Source organism: Rhodococcus sp. BH4 (assembly GCF_002079265.1).
In the GTDB taxonomy this organism is placed as follows: domain Bacteria; phylum Actinomycetota; class Actinomycetes; order Mycobacteriales; family Mycobacteriaceae; genus Rhodococcus_F; species Rhodococcus_F qingshengii.
Genome location: NZ_CP014941.1, coordinates 2,173,198 through 2,191,214 on the forward strand (window position 1 = coordinate 2,173,198; position 18,017 = coordinate 2,191,214).

Consider the following 18,017-nt stretch of genomic DNA (forward strand, 5'->3'; position numbering starts at 1 on the left):
AATCGGCTACGGTGCTTGCCGTGCCACAAACTGCTGACTCCCACATTCTTGCGCCCCACACCATCACGTCCGTGAACGTCAACGGCGTTCGAGCAGCTGCCCGCAAGGGCATGCTCGACTGGCTGGAGAAGACGTCGGCGGATTTCATCTGCCTTCAGGAAACGCGTGCGTCGGACGATCAGCTTCGCGAGACTCTCGAACCAGCGCTCGGCAACGGATGGTTCCTCGTCTCCGCCGAGCCGTCCGCGAAGGGACGCAACGGAGTCGCGGTGCTCTCACGCACGGAACCTGACGCGGTGCGGATCGGTCACGGGGACGACGAGTTTCTCGACGCCGGTCGATACATCGAAGCCGACTTCGCGGATCTGACCGTCGCGAGCCTGTACCTGCCCTCCGGTGAGGCGCTCACGCCGAAGCAGGAGGAGAAGGAGCGGTTCATGGCGTCCTTCGCAGTTCACCTCGCTACCACCGCTGCGGCGGCCGAGGCTGCCGATCGTCACGTGGTGGTCAGCGGCGATTGGAACATCGCGCACACCGAACTCGACCTCAAGAACTGGAAGACCAACAAGAAGTCTTCGGGATTCCTCCCCGAGGAGCGCGCCTGGATGGATCTGCTGTTCGCCGAAGATTCCGCGTGGGTGGACGTCTTCCGCACCCTCCATCCGGGTGTCGACGGCCCGTACTCGTGGTGGTCGTACCGCGGAAAGGCATTCGACAACGATTCGGGTTGGCGTATCGATTACCAGGTTGCCACTCGCGGATACGCCGAGCGGGCCAAGGTCGCGCTCGTGGAACGCGCTGAGTCCTACGACCTCCGTTGGTCGGATCATGCGCCTGTCACCGTCTCGTACCGATAGAGACGCGTATGTCTGAAGGTCTGAAAATGCCGAGCGCAAAGACGCGCAACGCCATCATCACCGTCGTGGTGGCGGTGGTTGCGCTCGTACTGGCGGTCACCCTTTCTTCACGTGACTCCGACAGTTCGGCGTCGTCGGGTACGAAGTCCTCGAGCGTTCAGTCCTCGAGTGTTCAAGCCAAGCCCGGCGCCACCACCAAGGCTGCGCCGTCGAGTTCCGCGCCCTCGAATTCCGCTGCCAAGCCAACGCAGCAGACAAGCACCGATGCGCCGGCGCGAGTGCTCGCCACGCTGGTCGAGATCGACGCCGGGAGGTGGCCGGATTCCGCCAATGCGCCGGGCACCAAGGGCGGCATCACCTTCCGCAACAGCGAAGGCCGTCTGCCCGCTGTCGGTGCCGGTGGCGGACGTGTCGTCTATCAGGAATGGGACGTCAACGCGAAGAAGAACGGCCAAGGACGCGACGCCGAGCGAATCGTCACCGGCAACGACGGTTCGGCGTGGTACACCCTCGATCACTACGACACGTTTGTGAGGATTCGCTGATGTCCGATTCGTCTACGGTCAGCGTGGCGCAGTGGCTGGATCCGTCTTCGGATGTGGTTTCGGTGGCGCTGCAGAGCGACCCGGCCGTTGCAGATGATCTTGCACGTCAACTCCGTGCCGAGAATTTTATCGTTCGGGTGGTTCGCGGAGAGAACATGCGGACAACGGCGCAGGTCTTCGACGAGTTTGCGGCAGCCTTCCAGTTTCCGTCCCACTTCGGGCGAAACAAAGACGCTTTCGACGATGTCATGCGCGATCTCGACGACGTCCTCGGACTCGGCGCCGGATATGTAGTTGTGGTCCGAGGTGCGGGTTCTCTACTGTCCGAGCAACAGGATCAGTTGGAGTGGTTCCGCGAAACGATGGACTTCTACGCCGAAGAATGGGAACCCGTCGTTTTCCGGACCGTCTACCAGTTCGGTGCGGAGGACCTCACCGCCCACGGTGAAGACCTCGTCGAACTCGACTACCCGGGCACCACGCCACTGCACTGATTTCCACTCGTGAAAAGATCGGAACCATGTCGACCCCTGCAGAACAGAAGCCCACCGCAAAGCCTCGCGTGCTTTCCGGAATCCAGCCGACGTCGGATTCTTTCCACCTCGGCAACTACCTGGGTGCGCTGCAGCAGTGGGTTCCGTTGCAGGACGATTTCGACGCTTTCTACTTCATTCCGGATCTTCACGCCATCACGGTGACGCAGGACCCGAAGGAATTGCGTCGTCGCACCAAGGTTGCGGTGGCTCAGCTCCTTGCGGTGGGGATCGATCCGGATCGGGCGACGCTGTTCGTACAGAGTCAGGTTCCCGAGCACGCACAGTTGGCGTGGGTCCTGAACTGCATCACCGGTTTCGGTGAAGCCAGCCGTATGACGCAGTTCAAGGACAAGTCCGCCAAGCAAGGCAGCGACAACGCCAGTGTCGGTTTGTTCACGTATCCGGTTCTGATGGCCGCGGACATCCTTCTGTACCGCCCGCAGCGCGTCCCCGTGGGTGAGGATCAGCGTCAGCACCTCGAACTCGCACGCGATCTGGCCGGCCGGTTCAACACCCGCTACGGCAAGGCGTTCGTCGTTCCCGAGCCGCAGATCATCAAGGGCACGGCAAAGATCTACGACCTGCAGGATCCGACCGCCAAGATGAGCAAGTCCGCCGCCAGTGCGGCCGGACTGATCAATCTGCTCGACGATCCGAAGGTGTCGGCAAAAAAGATCAAGTCGGCCGTCACCGACAACGAGCGCGAGATTCGTTTCGACCCGCAGGCCAAGCCGGGCGTCAGCAACCTGCTCACCATTCAGTCGGCTCTCTCGGGAGTACCGATCGAGACTCTGGTGGCCGGTTACGAGGGCAAGGGGTACGGCGACCTCAAGACCGATACCGCTGACGTGCTGACCGAGTTCGTCACCCCACTCAAGGCGAAGGTCGACGGTTACCTTGCCGACGAGGCAGAGCTGGATCGCATCATCGCGGCTGGAGCGCACCGCGCCCGTGAGGTGTCTTCACGCACTCTCGCCGCTGTCTATGACAAGGTCGGATTCCTGGCACCGAAGGGCTGACTTACGCGAATTCGGACTCACGACGCCTGACCGAACATGAGGGGGACGGCAATGGCTGACACGGACGACGACGCACCGAGCTTCCTCGAGAAGCAAAGGGCAGCGCGACCCTGGCTCGATCATCTGGTTCGCGCGGCCGGACGGTTTCAAGAGCAAAAAGGCGACTATTACGCTGCTGGTATCACGTACTTCAGCGTTCTCGCGTTGATTCCGATCATGATGGTCGCGTTTGCAGTGGCCGGTTTCGTATTGGCCGGGCATCCCGAGTACCTGGAGTCGATTCAGGAGCAGATCACCAAGAGCATTCCGGGCAGCTTGGGTGACACCATCAACACGCTGATCGATTCGGCCATCGACTCGCGCGCGAGCGTCGGAATCTTCGGCCTCCTGGGTGCTGCGTACGCGGGTCTCGGTTGGATGGCAAACGTTCGAGACGCGCTGACGGCGATGTGGGAGAGCAAGCGCGAGCCGAAGGGTTTCGTACGTACCAAACTTGGTGACGCAGGGGCCCTCGTCGGTCTGGCTCTCGCCATGGTCGTCTCACTGGGAATGTCGGCGCTGAGCAGTGGGCCGGTTGCGACTCAGATCGTGAAATGGCTCAACCTCGAGAACATCACCGGTGTCGGCGTGGGGCTCAGAGTTGCTTCACTGTTGCTCTCACTCCTGGCGACGTGGGCGGTGTTCCTGTGGGTGATCGCCCGGCTGCCGCGCGAGCCTGTCACGCTGCGTAGCGCTGCGCAGGCAGCGGTTATCGCCGCGATTGTGTTCGAGATCTTCAAGCAGGTGGGTGCGATCTACCTCGCTGCCGTCACCAACGGACCAGCGGGCGTGGCATTCGGTCCGATCATCGGTTTGCTCGTGTTCGTGTTCACGGCGTCACGGATGCTGCTGTTCTGCACGGCGTGGGCGGCGACGACCAAGGAAAGTATGGCCCTGGCGTTCGTTCCGCCGCCGGATCCCGCAGTGATCTCGCCGCGAATCGTTGTCAGTGACGGTGCTTCACCGTCTCGCGTGGCTGCGCTGATCGCCACGGGTGCGGTTGCCGGCCTGGGTCTTTCGGGCTTCATGCGTCGTCGGCCGCGCTAGCGCCTCCGACGGTTGAGGGCAACGGCTCCCGCCACCAGCGCGATCACCACTACTCCACCGACAGCACCGATGAGGATGCGGTCAGTGGTGTCGGATTCGGCGTCGGTAGCGGTGGGTGCAGCCGAGATCGAGCCTGGTGCAGCGGCAGACGGTGTGCGAGTGACATCGGGCGAGGCATCGTCGGTGGATCGGTCCGTCAACGAGCCGACGGTTGTGCTCGCGGGGAGTGCATATCCGTAGTCGAGTAGACGGGCAGCTTGTTCCCACGGACGGATCGGCTTGGCTTCGCCGCCCATCAATGTCACCAGTAGTTTCCGGCCGTTACGCTCCGCGCCACCCACATACGTGTGGCGGGCGTCGTCGGTGAAGCCGGTCTTGCCGCCCAGCGCACCGTCGTAGTTGTAGAGCAGCTGATTGTCGTTGGCGAGAGTGAATCCGGGGCGGTCCTGATCGTCGGGAATCGTCGGATCCTTGGGGAAGCCGGGAAATTCGACGGTCTCGGTATGGATCAGACCGGCAAACGTCGGATTCTGCAGGGCGGTATGGAAAATCACGGCCAGGTCGTACGGCGAGCTGCTCATCCCCGGGCCGTCGAGTCCGGATGGAGTTGCCGTGCGGGTGTCGAGGGCGCCGAGTTCGGCCGCGAGCGCGTTCATTTTCGACACGGCTGCAGCGTCACCGCCGAGTTGGCGGGCAAGAGCGTGCGCGGCATCATTTCCCGATGCCATGACCAGGCCCTGCATCAGTTGCCGGTTGGTGTACTTGCCGCCCTTGCCGATGCCGACGGCGCTACCTTCAGCGTCCGCGTCTTCGGCCGTTGCGGTGATTTCGGTGTCGAGATCGAGTTCGTCGAGCGCGACAAGAGCCAAGAGCATCTTGATGGTGCTGGCCGGTCTGTAGCGACCGTGCGGATCTTTCGCGGCGAGGACCTCACCGGTTTCGGCGTCCGCGAGTACCCATCCGGATGCCGCGATATCCGCCGGGAGCGGGGGAGCGCCGTCAGGGAGTACAACACCGCACTCGCCGAGCTTGTCTCCACCGACAGGGCTTTCCGGAATCGGGACAGCAGTCGGGGCCGTAGATCCGGGCGCGGGTGCTTCGGAGAGATCGATCGCCGGTGCCGGGCTACTCGTGAAAGGGCAGCTGTCGGTGTTGGGTGTTGTGAACGGCGCTTCGGTGGTGGTGGGCGGCGGCGGGGCCGGTTGGGCGCCGGCCACTCCCGAGGTCCCGACGACACCGGTAAACGCAATGCTCCCTGAGAGCACTGTTCCGGCAACTGCCACTGCACACTTTCGACGCCACATCATCGATATACGAGGGTATGCGAACGTGAGGGAACGTCCGAATCGCCACGCAAGCAGAGGGATCGAAAACAGGCGATTCGGTTTGTACATCGGTCATAGTGGATGGATGAACTTCGCAGGCACGCGTGGACGCCAGACGCTCGCGGCAATGACGCTCGTTGGAGCATTGACCGCTGTCGTCGGATGTTCCGGCGATTCGGATCCGTCGGCCGAGAGCCAAATCTCTGCGGTCGTCGGTCAGAGTTTCGAATTCATGGCCGAAAGGGACTGGGAGGCAGTGGACAGCACTCAATGCAGTTCGATGCGCAGCGAGAGTCCGCGAGTCGAAGAGTCGCCGTTCGACGACGCACTTGCCAGTCTGAGGCTGGACGGAGTGGAGAACATCGTCGTGAACGGGGATTCGGCGACAGCCAACACCCGCCATTACAGCACCGAGGATCCGTCCGAGATGATGCGCGAAGACATCACGTTGATCAAGGAGAACGGTGCCTGGGTTGTGTGCTGACGTCTTTATGTGGTGACAATCGGAGATCGCCGCCGATGAGTTCCACCACCACGCAGAGTCTGTAACAGTGGGGTAGTCGGCTACTCGAATGGCGCACACGCACTGACGACAGGGGATCGGTATGGGCAAGATCGTGGTGACAGAATTCGTGTCCTTGGACATGGTGATGGAAGCTCCCGGTGGCGAACCGGGTTATGCGCACACTGGATGGGTCTTTCCGTACCAGGAGGGCGATCAGATGAAGTTCAAACTCGACGAAACCCTCGCCGCGGACGTCCTTCTGCTCGGGCGGCGGACCTACGAGAGCTTCGCCGGTGCCTGGCCTGAGCGCGAGGACGACCAAGGCTTTGCGGACAAGATGAACGAGATGCCCAAGTACGTCGTCACGAGTTCGACCGAACCGCTCGAATGGAACAACTCGACGGCGCTCGACGGTCCCATCGAGGAATCTGTCCCGAAGCTCAAGGAGCAGATCGACGGCGAGATCCTGGTCGCGGGAAGTCGGACGCTCGTCCACGCGTTGTTGCTGGCCGGTCTGGTCGACGAGTTGCGCCTGATGGTCTTCCCGGTCATTCTCGGGTCCGGCGGGAGAGTGTTCCCCGAATCGGCCGACAAGATCGTCCTCGAGTTGAAGGACGATCGTCGGTACGAATCCGGAGTTCAAGTACTGACGTACCACCCCACGGTCACGTAGACCTCTCGAAAACATCTGTGGCCGAGACTCTTCGAGAGTCTCGGCCACAGATGTCTTGCCGGCTAACTGTTCTCGGGGAAGCCGAGGTTGATTCCGCCGTGGCTGGGGTCGAGCCAGCGACTGGTGACGGCTTTACCTCGCGTGAAGAAATGAACACCTTCTGTCCCGTGAGCGTGGGTGTCACCGAAGAGGCTGTTCTTCCAGCCGCCGAAGCTGTAGTAGGCCATGGGAACCGGGATGGGGACGTTGATACCGATCATTCCGACCTCCACCTCGTTCTGGAAGCGTCGGGCAGCGCCGCCGTCGTTGGTGAAGATGGCGGTGCCGTTTCCGTACGGGTTGTTGTTGATCAGTTCGAGGGCTTGGTCGTAGGTATCGACACGCACGACGGACAGGACAGGTCCGAAGATTTCGTCGGTGTAGATCGACATGTCGGTGGTGACGTGGTCGATGAGGGTGGGCCCGAGCCAGAAGCCGTCCGGTCCACCATCGGCCTGAACTGTGCGTCCGTCGACCACGATCGTGGCACCGTCCTTCTCGCCGGCATCGACATAGGACGCGACCTTGTCGCGATGGGCCTTGGTGACGAGCGGACCCATGTCGGAGTTCTTGGTGCCGTCACCGGTGACGAGGGGAGTGGTGCGTTCGACGATCTTGGCAACCAGTTCGTCGGCGATGTCGCCGACTGCGACCAGAGCGGAGATCGCCATGCATCGTTCACCCGCGGAGCCGAATCCCGCGTTGACCATTGCGTCGGCGGCGAGGTCGAGGTCGGCGTCCGGCAGAACGATGGCGTGGTTCTTGGCGCCGCCGAGTGCTTGCACGCGTTTGCCGTTGGCGGTGCCGGTGGCATAGACGTATTGGGCGATGGGGGTGGATCCGACAAACGAAATCGCTTTGACTGCTTTGTTTTCCAGGAGTTCGTCGACGGCGAGCTTGTCACCTTGGAGGACGTTGAAGACACCAGGAGGCAGACCGGCTTCGGCCCAGAGTTCGGCGAGCCAGATCGCGGCGGTGGGGTCCTTCTCCGAGGGCTTGAGAATCACGGTGTTCCCGGCGGCAATGGCGACCGGGAAGAACCACATCGGGACCATCGCGGGAAAGTTGAAGGGGGAGATGATGCCTACGGGGCCGAGGGGTTGGCGGATGGAGTAGACGTCGACCTTGGTCGATGCATTCTCGGTGTATCCGCCCTTGAGGAGATGCGGTATTCCGCAGGCGAATTCGACTACTTCCTGCCCGCGGCTGATTTCGCCGAGGGCGTCGGAGAGAACCTTGCCGTGCTCGGCTGTGATGATCTCGGCGAGTTCACCTTTGCGAGCATTGAGGAGTTCGCGGAAGCTGAACAGTACCTGTGTGCGCCGGGCCAGTGAGGTGTCACGCCAGGCGGGGAAGGCCGCCGCAGCCGCGTCGATGACAGCGCGGGCGTCCTCGAGGTTCGCCAGGGCCAGTCGGCCGGTGATCTGTCCGGTGGCGGGGTTGGTGACGGTGGCGGTGTCCTCGGACGTTCCGGCGAACGGCTTGCCGTCCAACCAGTGCGCGATGACACGAGTATCAGTGCTGGTCATGGTATTTCCTAGTGGTCTGGTGACTCAGGAGTTCGGGGAGGTGTACTTGGCGACGTAGTCGTTCATCGTCTCGCGCTGGTACCGGGAAACCTCGTGCGCGTTTTCGTTCTCGGCGAAGACGCTCGACACCATCACGGTGTTCTCACGTTCGTAGAAGCCGAGTTTGCCGAGACCGCCGAAGAATTCGTCCCAGTTGACGTCTCCGTCACCGATTTTGAGATGCTGATGCACTCGAACGGCATTGCCTGGCGGGTTGGTGATGTAGCGCAGTCCGTGGGAACGGTGATGATCCATGGTGTCCGCCACGTGAACGAGTCGGACCATGTCGCCGGCGGCCTCCATGATGGCGGGAAGGTCCCCACCCATGTGGAATTGGTGGCACGCCACGATCACCATGCCGAGGTTCTTGGAGTTCACACCACGGATCGTGCGGATCGCGGCTAGTCCGTCTTCGACAAAATCGTCCGGGTGGGGGTCGATCAGGACGTCGATTCCCTCGCGTTCGATGATCGGAACCAGTTCCTCCATCGAACGATAGAACGCACGCTCGGACTCTTCGGCCTTTTCGGGGCGGCCGGAGAATTCGGTGTTCATGACGTTGACACCGAGATCGACCGTGATCTGGATGGCCCGCTTCCAGTAGCGCACTGCTGCTTCGCGAGCGTCCTCGTCCGGGCCGGACCACCGAAGGACCGGGAGCACCGACGCGATGCCGACTCCCGCACTCGCGCAGGCCTTCCGGAACTCGGCGACGAGCGCGTCGTCGGCTTTCGGGTGATTGAAGAACGGGATCATGTCGACGTGCGGTGTGAGCTGCAGGTACTCGTACCCGAGATCGGCAACAACCTGAGGTAGCTCGAGTAGTGAGTAATCGTGATGGAAAGGTGTGGGGTCGAGTGCGACCTTCATCGCTAAGCTCCGGCCACAGAGTCGCGCGCAACCATGTCCACGACGACGCGCTGACCCGTCTCCAGAGACTTCACACCGGCGGCGCAGACAGCGGCCGCGGCGTACCCGTCCCAGGCACCTGGTCCGTCGATGTAGTTGCCGGTGCCGGCGCCCGTCTTCACTGCCTTGATCCACCGGGCGAACTCGGTGTCGTAGGCCTGCCCGAAGCGTTCGCGGAATCCTGGGGTGATCTGCCCACCCCAGTTGCCGGGCTTGGTCTTTCGGATCAGTCCCACGTCGAGTCCGATCATCGCGCTTCCGAGTTCGCCGACAACTTCGGTGCGCACCTCGTAGGCAACTCCGGTGGTGACAAACACCTCGGCGTCGACGTGTCTACCGGACTCGGTCTCGAATATCGCGATCTGTGGGTCTTGAATGCCCTCGGGAGCAAACGAATTCGCGGCCGGTCGGATGATCTGCACCGAGGTGATCTCTTCGTCGAGCAGGAATCGTGTCACGTCGACCTCATGGACGAGTGAGTCCTTGACGATCATCGCGCTGTCGAAGCCGTTCGGAACCGCAGGATTGCGGTGCGCGCAGTGCACAACGAGAGGGCGACCGAGATCGCCGCTGTCGATCAAATCCTTGAGCTGGGTGTATTCGTGGTCGAACCGGCGCATGAAACCAACCTGGATCAGTCTTTTTCCCAGCGCTGCTTCGGCTTTGACGATCGTGAGCGAACTGTCCGCGTCGGTGGTCAGCGGCTTTTCGCAGAGAACAGGCTTGCCCGCTTCGAGGCAGGCAAGAACCTGCTTCTCATGGGTCGGGCCCGGGGTTGCGAGAACAACGGCGTCGACGTCCTCGGCTGCGATGGCATCGAACGGATCGACGACGACGCGCGCCCCTGGCGTCAGTGCTGCGATTTCCTCGGCGCGGGCGAGAGAGTAGTCGTTGACGACGGTGACGCGGGCACCGCCGATTTTGTTGGTGATGCGGTCGACGTGATCGGCCCCCATGATGCCGACGCCGAGCACTGCGATCCGGAGATCCTGGTTGTCAGACATGCGGTGGTACTCCTCGATTGTGTTGCTCAGTTGAAACGGACGGCGGGGACGCCACAGGTGGACAGGTATTTCTGAGTGCGCGCTGCGATGGGCAGCGGTGTGTCGGGATGGCAGGGATACATGTCCTGCTCGACGATCGCGAACACGTCGATGCCGAGCTTCTCGATGGCCTCCAGAAGCGGCGGCATGTCGGGGATTCCGCGCGGCGGTTCGATCATGGCACCGAGTTTGACGGCCTCACCGAACGGCAGGTCCTCCGCCTCAACCTTGGCGACTATCGCCGGATCCACCTGTTTGAGGTGTAGGTACCCGATGCGCTCCGGATGTTTGTTGATAATTGCGAGATTGTCGCCGCCGCAGTAGCTGATGTGGCCGGTGTCGAGACACAGATTCACGAAACGCTCGTCGGTCCCTTCGAGGAACTTGTAGACGTTGTCTTCGATGTCGACGTGACTGTCGGCATGAGGATGGTACTGCGCCATGACGCCGTACTCCTCGAGCATTGCCTTCCCGAGAGCGTTCATGCCGTCGGTTTTCTTACGCCACTGCTCGGGCGTCAGATTGCGGTCTTCGAGTACCGCTCCGGTGGAAGGGTCGCGCCACATCTCAGGGATGACCACCACGTGCTTGCCGCCGACGGCTGCGGTCAACTTGGCGACGTCCTTGATCTGATTCCAGACGGCATCCCAGGAATCGTCCTGGTGCAGGTGTTCGAAAACGGTACCGGCCGAAAGCTTCAGGCCGCGTGCTCCAAGTTCGTCCGTCAACTTGGCTGGATCGGTCGGAAGGTATCCGAACGGGCCGAGTTCGATCCATTCGTATCCCGACGCGGATACCTCGTCGAGGAATCGTGTGTAAGGGGTCTGCTGTGGATCGTCCGGAAACCACACGCCCCAGGAGTCGGGGGCTGATCCGACGCGAATCGCGCTCATGTCTAGATTCCTTTCGCGGGCAAGCTTTATGGGGTGTGGTTGTGCGGAATTTTCATTCGGATGGACGGAGGTACGGTCGCTGGATCTTCTTCCAGGACTCGTAAGTTGTCCGTGCCTTCTTGGTGGACTCCAGTTCGGAGGTGGCCGATACCGGTACATCCCACCAGGATTCGCTGTCCGGGGCGCCGATCAGCGGATCGGTTTCGACGTGGATGACGGTGCTGGTGTCGCTTGCTTTGGCAACCTTGATCGCGTCGGCGAACTCGGCAGCGGTGTTGGCGCGGATGACGTCGACACCGAGGCTGGCAGCGTTCGCGGCCAGATCGACCGGGAGAACCCCTCCGTCGAGACGTCCGTCATTCGAGCGGTAGCGGTACTGCGTGCCGAAGCGCTGGGAACCCAGCGACTCGGACAGTGAACCGATGGAGGCAAATCCGTGATTCTGCACCAGGACGACGATGACCTTGAGGCGTTCCTGTACGGCGGTGACCAATTCGGTGGCCATCATCAGATAGGAACCGTCTCCGACCATCACGAACACGTCGCGATCGGGGCACGCCATGCGGACGCCTAGACCGCCGGCAACTTCGTATCCCATGCACGAGTACCCGTATTCGACGTGATACCCCTTGGAATCACGGGTTCGCCACAGCTTGTGGAGGTCACCCGGCATGGACCCGGCAGCGCACACCACGACGTCACGTGGATCGGACAGTGTGTTGACCAGGCCGATCACCTGATTCTGATTCAGTGACCCGTCGGCAGCGGGTTCAGCTGGGTTGTAGACGGATTCGACGATCGCATCCCAATCGCGAGCGAGGTCACCGATCCTGGACGCGTATTCGTCGTCCACCCGGTAGTCGTTCAGTGCAAGTGCCAGCGCGTCGAGTGCCTCACGTGCGTCGGCGACAACGCTGACTCCGCCCTGCTTCACGGAGTCCAGTGATGCGACGTTGATGTTGACGAAGCGAACGTCGGGATTGGTGAACGCGGTGCGGGACGCGCTCGTGAAATCGCTGTACCGCGTGCCGATTCCGATGACGACGTCAGCCTCGGTGGCCAGTGCGTTTGCAGCCGTAGTGCCGGTGGACCCCACCGCCCCGACGGATTGTGGATGGTCGAAGACCAATGAACCCTTCCCCGCCTGGCTCTGCCCCACGGGGATTCCGGTTTGCGCACAGAACGCTGATAGAGAGTCGCTGGCCTGGCTGTAGATCACGCCGCCGCCGGCCACGATCAGTGGCTTGCGAGCCGAGCGGATGATCGCGGCGGCGCGTTCGATCACCGATCGTTCGGGGAGCGGGCGGGCCACGTGCCAGACTCGCTCGGCGAAGAAGGACTCGGGCCAGTCGAAAGCCTCGGCCTGCACGTCCTGCGGGATGGCGATGGTGACCGCGCCGGTCTCGACGGGATCAGTGAGAACGCGCATCCCGGCGAGCAGAGCGCTCGGCAACTGCTCCGGGCGCCATACCCGATCGAAGTATCGTGAGACCGGTTTGAAAGCGTCGTTGACTGTGACGTCGCCGCTCGACGGGAGTTCGAGTTCCTGCAAGACGGGGGCACTGGCGCGGGTCGCGAAAGTGTCTGCGGGAAGGAGTAATACAGGTAGACGGTTGATGGTGGCCAGTGCCGCGCCGGTGATCATATTGGTGGCACCGGGGCCGACGCTGGACGAGACTGCCCACGTCTGCAGGCGGTCCTTCATGCGGGCGTGCGCGACAGCCGAGTGCACCATCGCCTGTTCATTGCGGCCGAGCACGTAGGGGAGTGTCGGCTCACGGCCGGCGTCGAGATCCTGGATCTCGGCCTGCAAGAGTGCCTGTCCCAGTCCGGCGACGTTGCCGTGCCCGAAGATTCCGAAGCAGCCGGCGAACAGCTTGGTGCGCTGGCCGTCGCGTTCGGTGTACTGGTTGGCGAGGAAGCGGACGACAGCTTGAGAAACAGTGAGGTATACGGTCGGCTCGTCGCGAGGTGGACGATTGCCGGTTGCGTTGTTGGTGGGTGCCACAGCTTTCACTTCCGTCAGTTGTGGGACTGCAACGGCAGTCGAGGGTCGATGTCCTGGTGATCCCAGCTTCCACGTAGCCAGGTGTGTTGCGGATCGTCACAGATGTTCCACGCCCGGATCTCGCCCGAACCTGCCATGACATTGAGGTAGTACATGTGGTGGCCCGGCGCTGCGATGGACGGGCCGTGATAGCCGTGCGGCACGAGGACGACGTCGCCCGAGCGGACTTCCTCGAGCACCTCGATAGGTCTCTCGGCGGTTCCGTACACGCGGTGGTAGCCGAAACCTTCGGTCCCGGTGGGGCTTCTGTCGATCTCGAAGTAGTAGATCTCTTCCAGGGCCGATTCGACGTCGCTGTTCTCGTCGTGTTTGTGGCTGGGATACGACGACCAGTTCCCGCCGGGGGTGATGACCTCACACGCGATGATGGAGTCGGCCTCGAAAGTGTCTGCGGTGGCGAAGTTGTGAACCTGTCGGCTGCAGTTCCCGGCACCGCGGAGCTCGACCGCAACTCCTGAAGCCGGACCGTAGCGATGGGGGAGCTTTGCGCCGGCGCGCGCTCCGCACAGAGCGAAGCGGCCCCCGTCAGCGCTGCTGACCGAGTAGTCGGCGTCGCGTCCTACGTACGCGAAATCGCTCGGGCCGTCGAAAACCGATGCGCGGCCAGTGAGGGGAATCTCCGTCCCCTCGGCAACAACCACGGCCGAACCCGCAAGTGGAACGACGATGATTTCGTTCTCGCCGGACCGCAGGTGGACGTTCGCACCCGGGGCGAGTTCGAGTATCCACAAGCTGGATTCGGTCCACCCGGCAGACTCCGGCGTGACCACTGTCGTGAAATCACCGTCGGCGGACGATCCGGCGGGGACGTAGTACTTGCTGAACATCTTGCTCCTGCCAGGTCGGTTCTAGTGGACGAGCTTGACTGCGGTGTCGACGGCCGCGGTCACGTCGCCGTCGGGTGGGTATAGCAGCGCGCGTCCGACGATCAGTCCGCGCACGGACGGCAGCTGAAGTGCAGCGTCCCACTTTGCGTACGTTTCTTCCGGCGCGATCTGCGGATCGCCGCCCAACAGGAGCGTCGGGAGGGTGGTCGCATCCATGACGCGTTCCATCTCGTCGACGACCGGCAGTTTCATCCACGTGTACGCCGAGGTGGAGCCGAGACCTTGGGAGATGTGGATGGATTTGATGACGGCGTCGGGGCTGAGATCGTTGACGACCTTGCCGTTCACGCGGCTGGAGAGAAACGGCTCGAGCATCGCGATCAGTCCGGCCGCGGCCAGTTCGTCCACGGCTTCGGCACATGCCGTCATGGTGGGCAGTGTGCCCGCGTCGTCGAGTGCGATGCGTAGCAGCATCTTTCCGCCGTTCATTCCGAACTTCGCGGTGCCCGCCGCGGTGTATCCCGTCATGCGGTCGTCGAGTTCGAAGCTCGCGCCTGCCAGGCCGCCGCGGTTCATCGACGAGAAGACGACCTTGTCGTCGAGGGCGCCGAGGAGGAGCAGATCGTCGAGAATGTCCGCAGTACCGAGAACGCCGTCGACTCCAGGATTGTCGAGAGCAGTGCGCAACCGGTCCAGCAGATCGGTACGACTGTTCATCGCTGTCGGCTTGCCGCCGACAGACAGCGCCCCACGCGCCGGATGATCGGCCGCGACGATCATGAGCCGGCCATTGCCTCGAACAGTGGCGCGAGGAGTTCGCGCTGCCCAGGCCTTTTCGATGATCTGCGGATCGCTCGCACGCAGTTCCGTCACTTCGGCGTAGGTGGTGGCGAGGGGGCGGGCGGCGAGCTTGTCAGACATTGACTGCCTCCGTGGCTGTGGCTTCGGCGAGATCGTGGACTTCTTCGGCGGTCGGCATCGCAGTGGAGCATTCGAGCCGAGATGCGACTATCGCGCCGGCCGCGTTGGCGTACCGCAGTACCTTCTCCAGCGGCCACCCGGCCAACAGTCCGTGGCACAGTGATCCGCCGAAGCTGTCGCCTGCTCCCAGCCCGTTGACCACGTCGACGGCGTTGGGCGGCACGGTGATCGACTGCTTTCGCGTTTTTCCGAGAACGCCCTTCGGGCCCTGCTTCACGATGGCCAGTTCGACGCCGAGGTCGAGAAGTGCGTCGGCCGCCTTGTTCGGGTTGGTCTCACCGACCGCGATCTCGCACTCTTCACGGTTTCCCACGGCCACAGTCACGTGCGCCAGAGCGCGCTGCACCTGATTGGTTGCTTCCTGGGGCGTCGACCAGAACATCGGACGGTAGTCCAGATCCAGAACCGTCAGCGGGCGTCGTTCGCGGGCTTCCCAGGCCGCGAAGTGTGCACTGCGACTCGGTTCTTCGGACAGCCCCGTCACAGTCGACCAGTAGAGGGACGCCGTTCGAACGGCGTCGAGGTCGATGTCTTCCGGGGTGATCCGAAGATCGGGCGCATGCGGCTTGCGGTAGAAGTACAGCGGAAAGTCGTCAGGAGGGAAGATCTCGCAGAACGTCACCGGTGTCGGGTACTCGGAATTGGTGACGACAAACCTGTTGTCGACGCCCAGACGTGCCAACTCGCGTGTGACGAACTTCCCGAAAGGATCGCTGCCTACGCCGGAGATCAGTGCTGCTCGCCGGCCGAGGCGCGCGGCCGCCACCGAGACATTGGCTGCGCTGCCGCCGAGGAACTTGCCGAACGTCTCGACGTCCTCGAGTCCGACACCGGTCTGAAGTGGGTAGATGTCCACACCCGATCGGCCGATGGCAAGCACGTCGAAGGGTGTGTCAGGGATGTGTGACCCGCTCTGGTGAGTGTTGATGCTTGTCAAAACTGACTCCCGAGAGTTCGTGGTGGGTTGCCCACGCAGGGCACCGATGTATGACTGAAACTGTGCGCCGCGACACAGCGATTGTCAATAGTTTGTCTGGACATTATGACTTGCGGTCAAGTGAATGTTAGTGTTCGCATACACTGCCGAGAGAAGTAGCGTCGATACGGCGCCTTCCCAAGACAGATCGGAGTTGGCCGTGGTCGCAGCACTCGCCGTCGAGTTGGACCGCTCGAGCCCGGTGCCGCTGTATTTTCAGCTGGCACAGGCAATCGAGGGCGCTATTCTCGGTGGCGAACTTGCCCCAGGTGATCGCTTCGAGAATGAACTGGCGTTGGCCAAACGGCTCAATCTCTCACGTCCGACCACTCGACGCGCGATCCAGGAACTGGTGGACAAGGGACTACTTGTTCGTAAGCGGGGAGTCGGAACTCAGGTGGTGCAAAGTCCGGTGCACCGCCCGGTCGAGCTCACCAGCCTGTTCGACGACCTTGCGAGGGCCGGCCAGGCGCCGACGACCAAGCTGCTCGAGTTCACGGTGGGAGTTCCCGCCGAGGACGTTGCCGCGGAACTCAACCTCGAACCTGACGCAGAAGTGGCCACCATCAGGCGTCTGCGAAGCACCAACGGCGAACCGCTTGCAGTGATGACCAATTACATTCCGGTGGACATCGCACCCGATCCCGAGGAGTTGGAGACGCAGGGGCTGTACCAAACCTTGCGAACTCGCGGCGTTCACATCCGTGTCGCGCGGCAGCGAATCGGCGCTCGGGCGGCGACTCGCGAAGAAGCAGGATTGCTCGACGAGAAAGTGGGTGCTGCCCTCTTGACCATGAGCCGCACTGCATTTGACGATTCAGGTAGCGCCGTCGAGTACGGCAGCCACTGCTACCGAGCGTCGCGTTACTACTTCGACACCACCGTGGTCGACCGCTAGATCTCGATCCCGGTGACACGAGTACCCGCCTGACCGAGTCAGTGGGGGTGATTTGTGATCCCAGCATTTCTGCGATCCTTCGATCATTTGACCCGAACGGAGCCTCATGACAGGCATTTCAGTAGCAGTTGCCGGATTCGGATGGATGGGCCGCGTCCACACGCAGGCGTATCTGCGTCTGCGGCAGCACTATCCGCAGCTTCCCGTGATCCGCCTGGCCGCCGTCGCCGACGAGGTGCCTGGCAGAGGGGAGGAAGCAGCGGACCAGTTCGGTTTCGAAGCTTTCACCCAGGATTGGCGCGATATCGCAGCCGATCCGGCCATCGACGCGGTGAGCATCACGGCCCCGAACTTCTTGCACCGTGAAATCGGCGTCGCAATGGCAGAGGCCGGCAAACACATCTGGATCGAGAAGCCCGTCGGCTTGTCCACGGAAGACGCCAAAGCTGTTGCCGTAGCAGTCTCGAAGGCCGGTGTGCAGTCGACCGTCGGCTTCAACTACCGAAACGCGCCGGCTGTGGCCCTGGCAAAGAGCCTGATCGACTCAGGGGAGTTGGGCACGATCACGCACTCGCGTTTTCGTTTCCTCAGCGACTATGCGGCCCACCCTGAAGGTGCTTTGAGTTGGCGATACGAGCGGGAGCGCGGCGGCGCCGGCGTCCTGGGCGACTTGGCTTCGCACGGCATCGATCTGATTCGTCATCTTCTCGGTGACGTCGACGCTCTCGTTGCGGATACTGCGATCTTCATCCCGGAGCGTGCGCGTCCGTCCGCCGCTACCAGTGGACATGCGCGGGCCAGCGGTGGGGAGATGGGGGCTGTCGAGAACGAAGACTTCGTCAGCGCACTGCTGCGCCTCGGGTCGGGTGGCCGGTGCACCCTCGAAGCATGCCGCGTCGCCGTGGGAGAGCAGAACAATTACGGATTCGAGATTCACGGCACGAAAGGTGCCGTGTTCTGGGACTACCGCCGGATGGGTGAACTGGGCACCAGCCTCGGCTCGAAGTACCAGGACCAATCCGTCACGACGGTTCTGGTCGGCCCCGAGTCCGGTGAGTTCGGCCGCTTCCAGCCTGGCGCGGCCAACGCGATGGGCTACGACGACCTGAAAGTGATCGAGGCTCGCAATTTCATCGCCTCGATCGTGGACGGAGCGCCGCAGGGCGCGACCATCGCTGATGCAGTCGCGTCCGCACAGGCTCTGGACGCGATGGTCGCCTCGGTGACCTCCGGCAGCTGGATTTCTCTCGGCTGATCGACAGCTCCTCC

18 protein-coding genes are annotated in these 18,017 nt (G+C 62.5%); 9 read left to right on the top strand and 9 right to left on the bottom strand.

Annotation, left to right across the window (positions count from 1 at the left end; translation table 11 throughout):
- The first annotated feature begins 11 nt into the window (after positions 1-11).
- From A0W34_RS10055 to yhjD, 5 genes are read left to right on the top strand one after another with little or no spacing between them, the layout of a single operon-like run.
- Entirely contained in the window at positions 12-857 is an 846-nt protein-coding gene (locus A0W34_RS10055) for an exodeoxyribonuclease III (protein ID WP_080726638.1), read from the top strand.
- A gap of 26 nt (positions 858-883) precedes the next feature.
- Positions 884-1,402 carry a ribonuclease domain-containing protein gene (locus A0W34_RS10060; RefSeq protein ID WP_081558783.1) on the top strand — a complete coding sequence of 173 codons (519 nt, stop codon included), beginning with the start codon at positions 884-886 and terminating at the stop codon, positions 1,400-1,402.
- Positions 1,402-1,896: a barstar family protein gene (locus A0W34_RS10065; protein ID WP_047271784.1), complete on the top strand. Its 495-nt coding sequence runs from the start codon at positions 1,402-1,404 to the stop codon at positions 1,894-1,896. The genes A0W34_RS10060 and A0W34_RS10065 overlap by 1 nt, the downstream gene beginning before the upstream one ends.
- A 26-nt stretch (positions 1,897-1,922) precedes the next feature.
- A complete protein-coding gene (gene trpS / locus A0W34_RS10070) occupies positions 1,923-2,957 on the top strand; it encodes a tryptophan--tRNA ligase (RefSeq protein ID WP_003941025.1) in 1,035 nt (344 codons plus the stop codon).
- Positions 2,958-3,008: 51 nt separating this feature from the next.
- Positions 3,009-4,043: an inner membrane protein YhjD gene (yhjD, locus tag A0W34_RS10075; protein ID WP_042449663.1), complete on the top strand. Its 1,035-nt coding sequence runs from the start codon at positions 3,009-3,011 to the stop codon at positions 4,041-4,043.
- Here the strand turns inward: yhjD and A0W34_RS10080 are convergent.
- Positions 4,040-5,350, bottom strand: a complete 1,311-nt coding sequence (locus tag A0W34_RS10080) for a D-alanyl-D-alanine carboxypeptidase family protein (RefSeq protein ID WP_030535079.1) — start codon at positions 5,348-5,350, stop codon at positions 4,040-4,042. The genes yhjD and A0W34_RS10080 overlap by 4 nt on opposite strands.
- 103 nt (positions 5,351-5,453) lie before the next feature.
- Between A0W34_RS10080 and A0W34_RS10085 the strand changes: the two genes are divergently transcribed.
- Complete coding sequence (locus tag A0W34_RS10085) at positions 5,454-5,852, top strand: Rv0361 family membrane protein (RefSeq protein WP_054188145.1); 399 nt, start codon at positions 5,454-5,456, stop codon at positions 5,850-5,852.
- 121 nt (positions 5,853-5,973) lie between these two features.
- Positions 5,974-6,546, top strand: a complete 573-nt coding sequence (locus A0W34_RS10090; RefSeq protein ID WP_003940686.1) for a dihydrofolate reductase family protein — start codon at positions 5,974-5,976, stop codon at positions 6,544-6,546.
- Between the two features lie 62 nt (positions 6,547-6,608).
- On the opposite strand, the gene A0W34_RS10095 is transcribed toward A0W34_RS10090, so the two are convergent.
- The 8 genes from A0W34_RS10095 to iolC are packed head-to-tail and all read right to left on the bottom strand — an operon-like array spanning position 6,609 to position 15,811.
- Positions 6,609-8,114 carry a CoA-acylating methylmalonate-semialdehyde dehydrogenase gene (locus A0W34_RS10095; protein WP_003941032.1) on the bottom strand — a complete coding sequence of 502 codons (1,506 nt, stop codon included), beginning with the start codon at positions 8,112-8,114 and terminating at the stop codon, positions 6,609-6,611.
- Between the two features lie 24 nt (positions 8,115-8,138).
- Complete coding sequence (locus A0W34_RS10100) at positions 8,139-9,023, bottom strand: sugar phosphate isomerase/epimerase family protein (protein WP_081557636.1); 885 nt, start codon at positions 9,021-9,023, stop codon at positions 8,139-8,141.
- A gap of 2 nt (positions 9,024-9,025) precedes the next feature.
- Positions 9,026-10,066: a Gfo/Idh/MocA family protein gene (locus tag A0W34_RS10105; RefSeq protein WP_042449660.1), complete on the bottom strand. Its 1,041-nt coding sequence runs from the start codon at positions 10,064-10,066 to the stop codon at positions 9,026-9,028.
- A gap of 26 nt (positions 10,067-10,092) precedes the next feature.
- The gene (locus A0W34_RS10110) at positions 10,093-10,998 is read right to left on the bottom strand and encodes a sugar phosphate isomerase/epimerase family protein (protein ID WP_007727370.1); all 906 of its coding nucleotides are present in this window, start codon (positions 10,996-10,998) and stop codon (positions 10,093-10,095) included.
- Positions 10,999-11,050: 52 nt separating this feature from the next.
- On the bottom strand, positions 11,051-13,006 hold the full coding sequence (gene iolD / locus A0W34_RS10115; RefSeq protein WP_081558784.1) for a 3D-(3,5/4)-trihydroxycyclohexane-1,2-dione acylhydrolase (decyclizing): 1,956 nt from the start codon (positions 13,004-13,006) through the stop codon (positions 11,051-11,053).
- Between the two features lie 14 nt (positions 13,007-13,020).
- The gene (iolB, locus tag A0W34_RS10120; protein ID WP_042449658.1) at positions 13,021-13,893 is read right to left on the bottom strand and encodes a 5-deoxy-glucuronate isomerase; all 873 of its coding nucleotides are present in this window, start codon (positions 13,891-13,893) and stop codon (positions 13,021-13,023) included.
- Positions 13,894-13,914: 21 nt separating this feature from the next.
- Positions 13,915-14,814, bottom strand: coding sequence for a Cgl0159 family (beta/alpha)8-fold protein (locus A0W34_RS10125; RefSeq protein ID WP_021332504.1), 900 nt, complete (start codon positions 14,812-14,814; stop codon positions 13,915-13,917).
- On the bottom strand, positions 14,807-15,811 hold the full coding sequence (gene iolC / locus A0W34_RS10130) for a 5-dehydro-2-deoxygluconokinase (protein ID WP_021332505.1): 1,005 nt from the start codon (positions 15,809-15,811) through the stop codon (positions 14,807-14,809). Before iolC ends, A0W34_RS10125 begins: the two co-directional genes overlap by 8 nt.
- Before the next feature lie 199 nt (positions 15,812-16,010).
- On the opposite strand from iolC, the gene A0W34_RS10135 reads away from it, so the two are divergent.
- Both A0W34_RS10135 and A0W34_RS10140 read left to right on the top strand, forming a co-directional pair.
- On the top strand, positions 16,011-16,748 hold the full coding sequence (locus A0W34_RS10135; protein WP_003941006.1) for a GntR family transcriptional regulator: 738 nt from the start codon (positions 16,011-16,013) through the stop codon (positions 16,746-16,748).
- 106 nt (positions 16,749-16,854) lie between these two features.
- Positions 16,855-18,003, top strand: coding sequence for a Gfo/Idh/MocA family protein (locus A0W34_RS10140; protein ID WP_021332507.1), 1,149 nt, complete (start codon positions 16,855-16,857; stop codon positions 18,001-18,003).
- Positions 18,004-18,017 lie beyond the last annotated feature (14 nt).

What these genes read in the sequence shown, in the direction of transcription:
- A0W34_RS10060 (WP_081558783.1), top strand. Translation starts at nt 884, where the DNA reads ATGCCGAGCGCAAAGACGCGCAACGCCATCATCACCGTCGTGGTGGCG.
- A0W34_RS10065 (WP_047271784.1), top strand. Translation starts at nt 1,402, where the DNA reads ATGTCCGATTCGTCTACGGTCAGCGTGGCGCAGTGGCTGGATCCGTCT.
- trpS (WP_003941025.1), top strand. Translation starts at nt 1,923, where the DNA reads ATGTCGACCCCTGCAGAACAGAAGCCCACCGCAAAGCCTCGCGTGCTT.
- yhjD (WP_042449663.1), top strand. Translation starts at nt 3,009, where the DNA reads ATGGCTGACACGGACGACGACGCACCGAGCTTCCTCGAGAAGCAAAGG.
- A0W34_RS10080 (WP_030535079.1), bottom strand. Translation starts at nt 5,350, where the DNA reads ATGATGTGGCGTCGAAAGTGTGCAGTGGCAGTTGCCGGAACAGTGCTC.
- A0W34_RS10085 (WP_054188145.1), top strand. Translation starts at nt 5,454, where the DNA reads ATGAACTTCGCAGGCACGCGTGGACGCCAGACGCTCGCGGCAATGACG.
- A0W34_RS10090 (WP_003940686.1), top strand. Translation starts at nt 5,974, where the DNA reads ATGGGCAAGATCGTGGTGACAGAATTCGTGTCCTTGGACATGGTGATG.
- A0W34_RS10095 (WP_003941032.1), bottom strand. Translation starts at nt 8,114, where the DNA reads ATGACCAGCACTGATACTCGTGTCATCGCGCACTGGTTGGACGGCAAG.
- A0W34_RS10100 (WP_081557636.1), bottom strand. Translation starts at nt 9,023, where the DNA reads ATGAAGGTCGCACTCGACCCCACACCTTTCCATCACGATTACTCACTA.
- A0W34_RS10105 (WP_042449660.1), bottom strand. Translation starts at nt 10,066, where the DNA reads ATGTCTGACAACCAGGATCTCCGGATCGCAGTGCTCGGCGTCGGCATC.
- A0W34_RS10110 (WP_007727370.1), bottom strand. Translation starts at nt 10,998, where the DNA reads ATGAGCGCGATTCGCGTCGGATCAGCCCCCGACTCCTGGGGCGTGTGG.
- iolB (WP_042449658.1), bottom strand. Translation starts at nt 13,893, where the DNA reads ATGTTCAGCAAGTACTACGTCCCCGCCGGATCGTCCGCCGACGGTGAT.
- A0W34_RS10125 (WP_021332504.1), bottom strand. Translation starts at nt 14,814, where the DNA reads ATGTCTGACAAGCTCGCCGCCCGCCCCCTCGCCACCACCTACGCCGAA.
- A0W34_RS10140 (WP_021332507.1), top strand. Translation starts at nt 16,855, where the DNA reads ATGACAGGCATTTCAGTAGCAGTTGCCGGATTCGGATGGATGGGCCGC.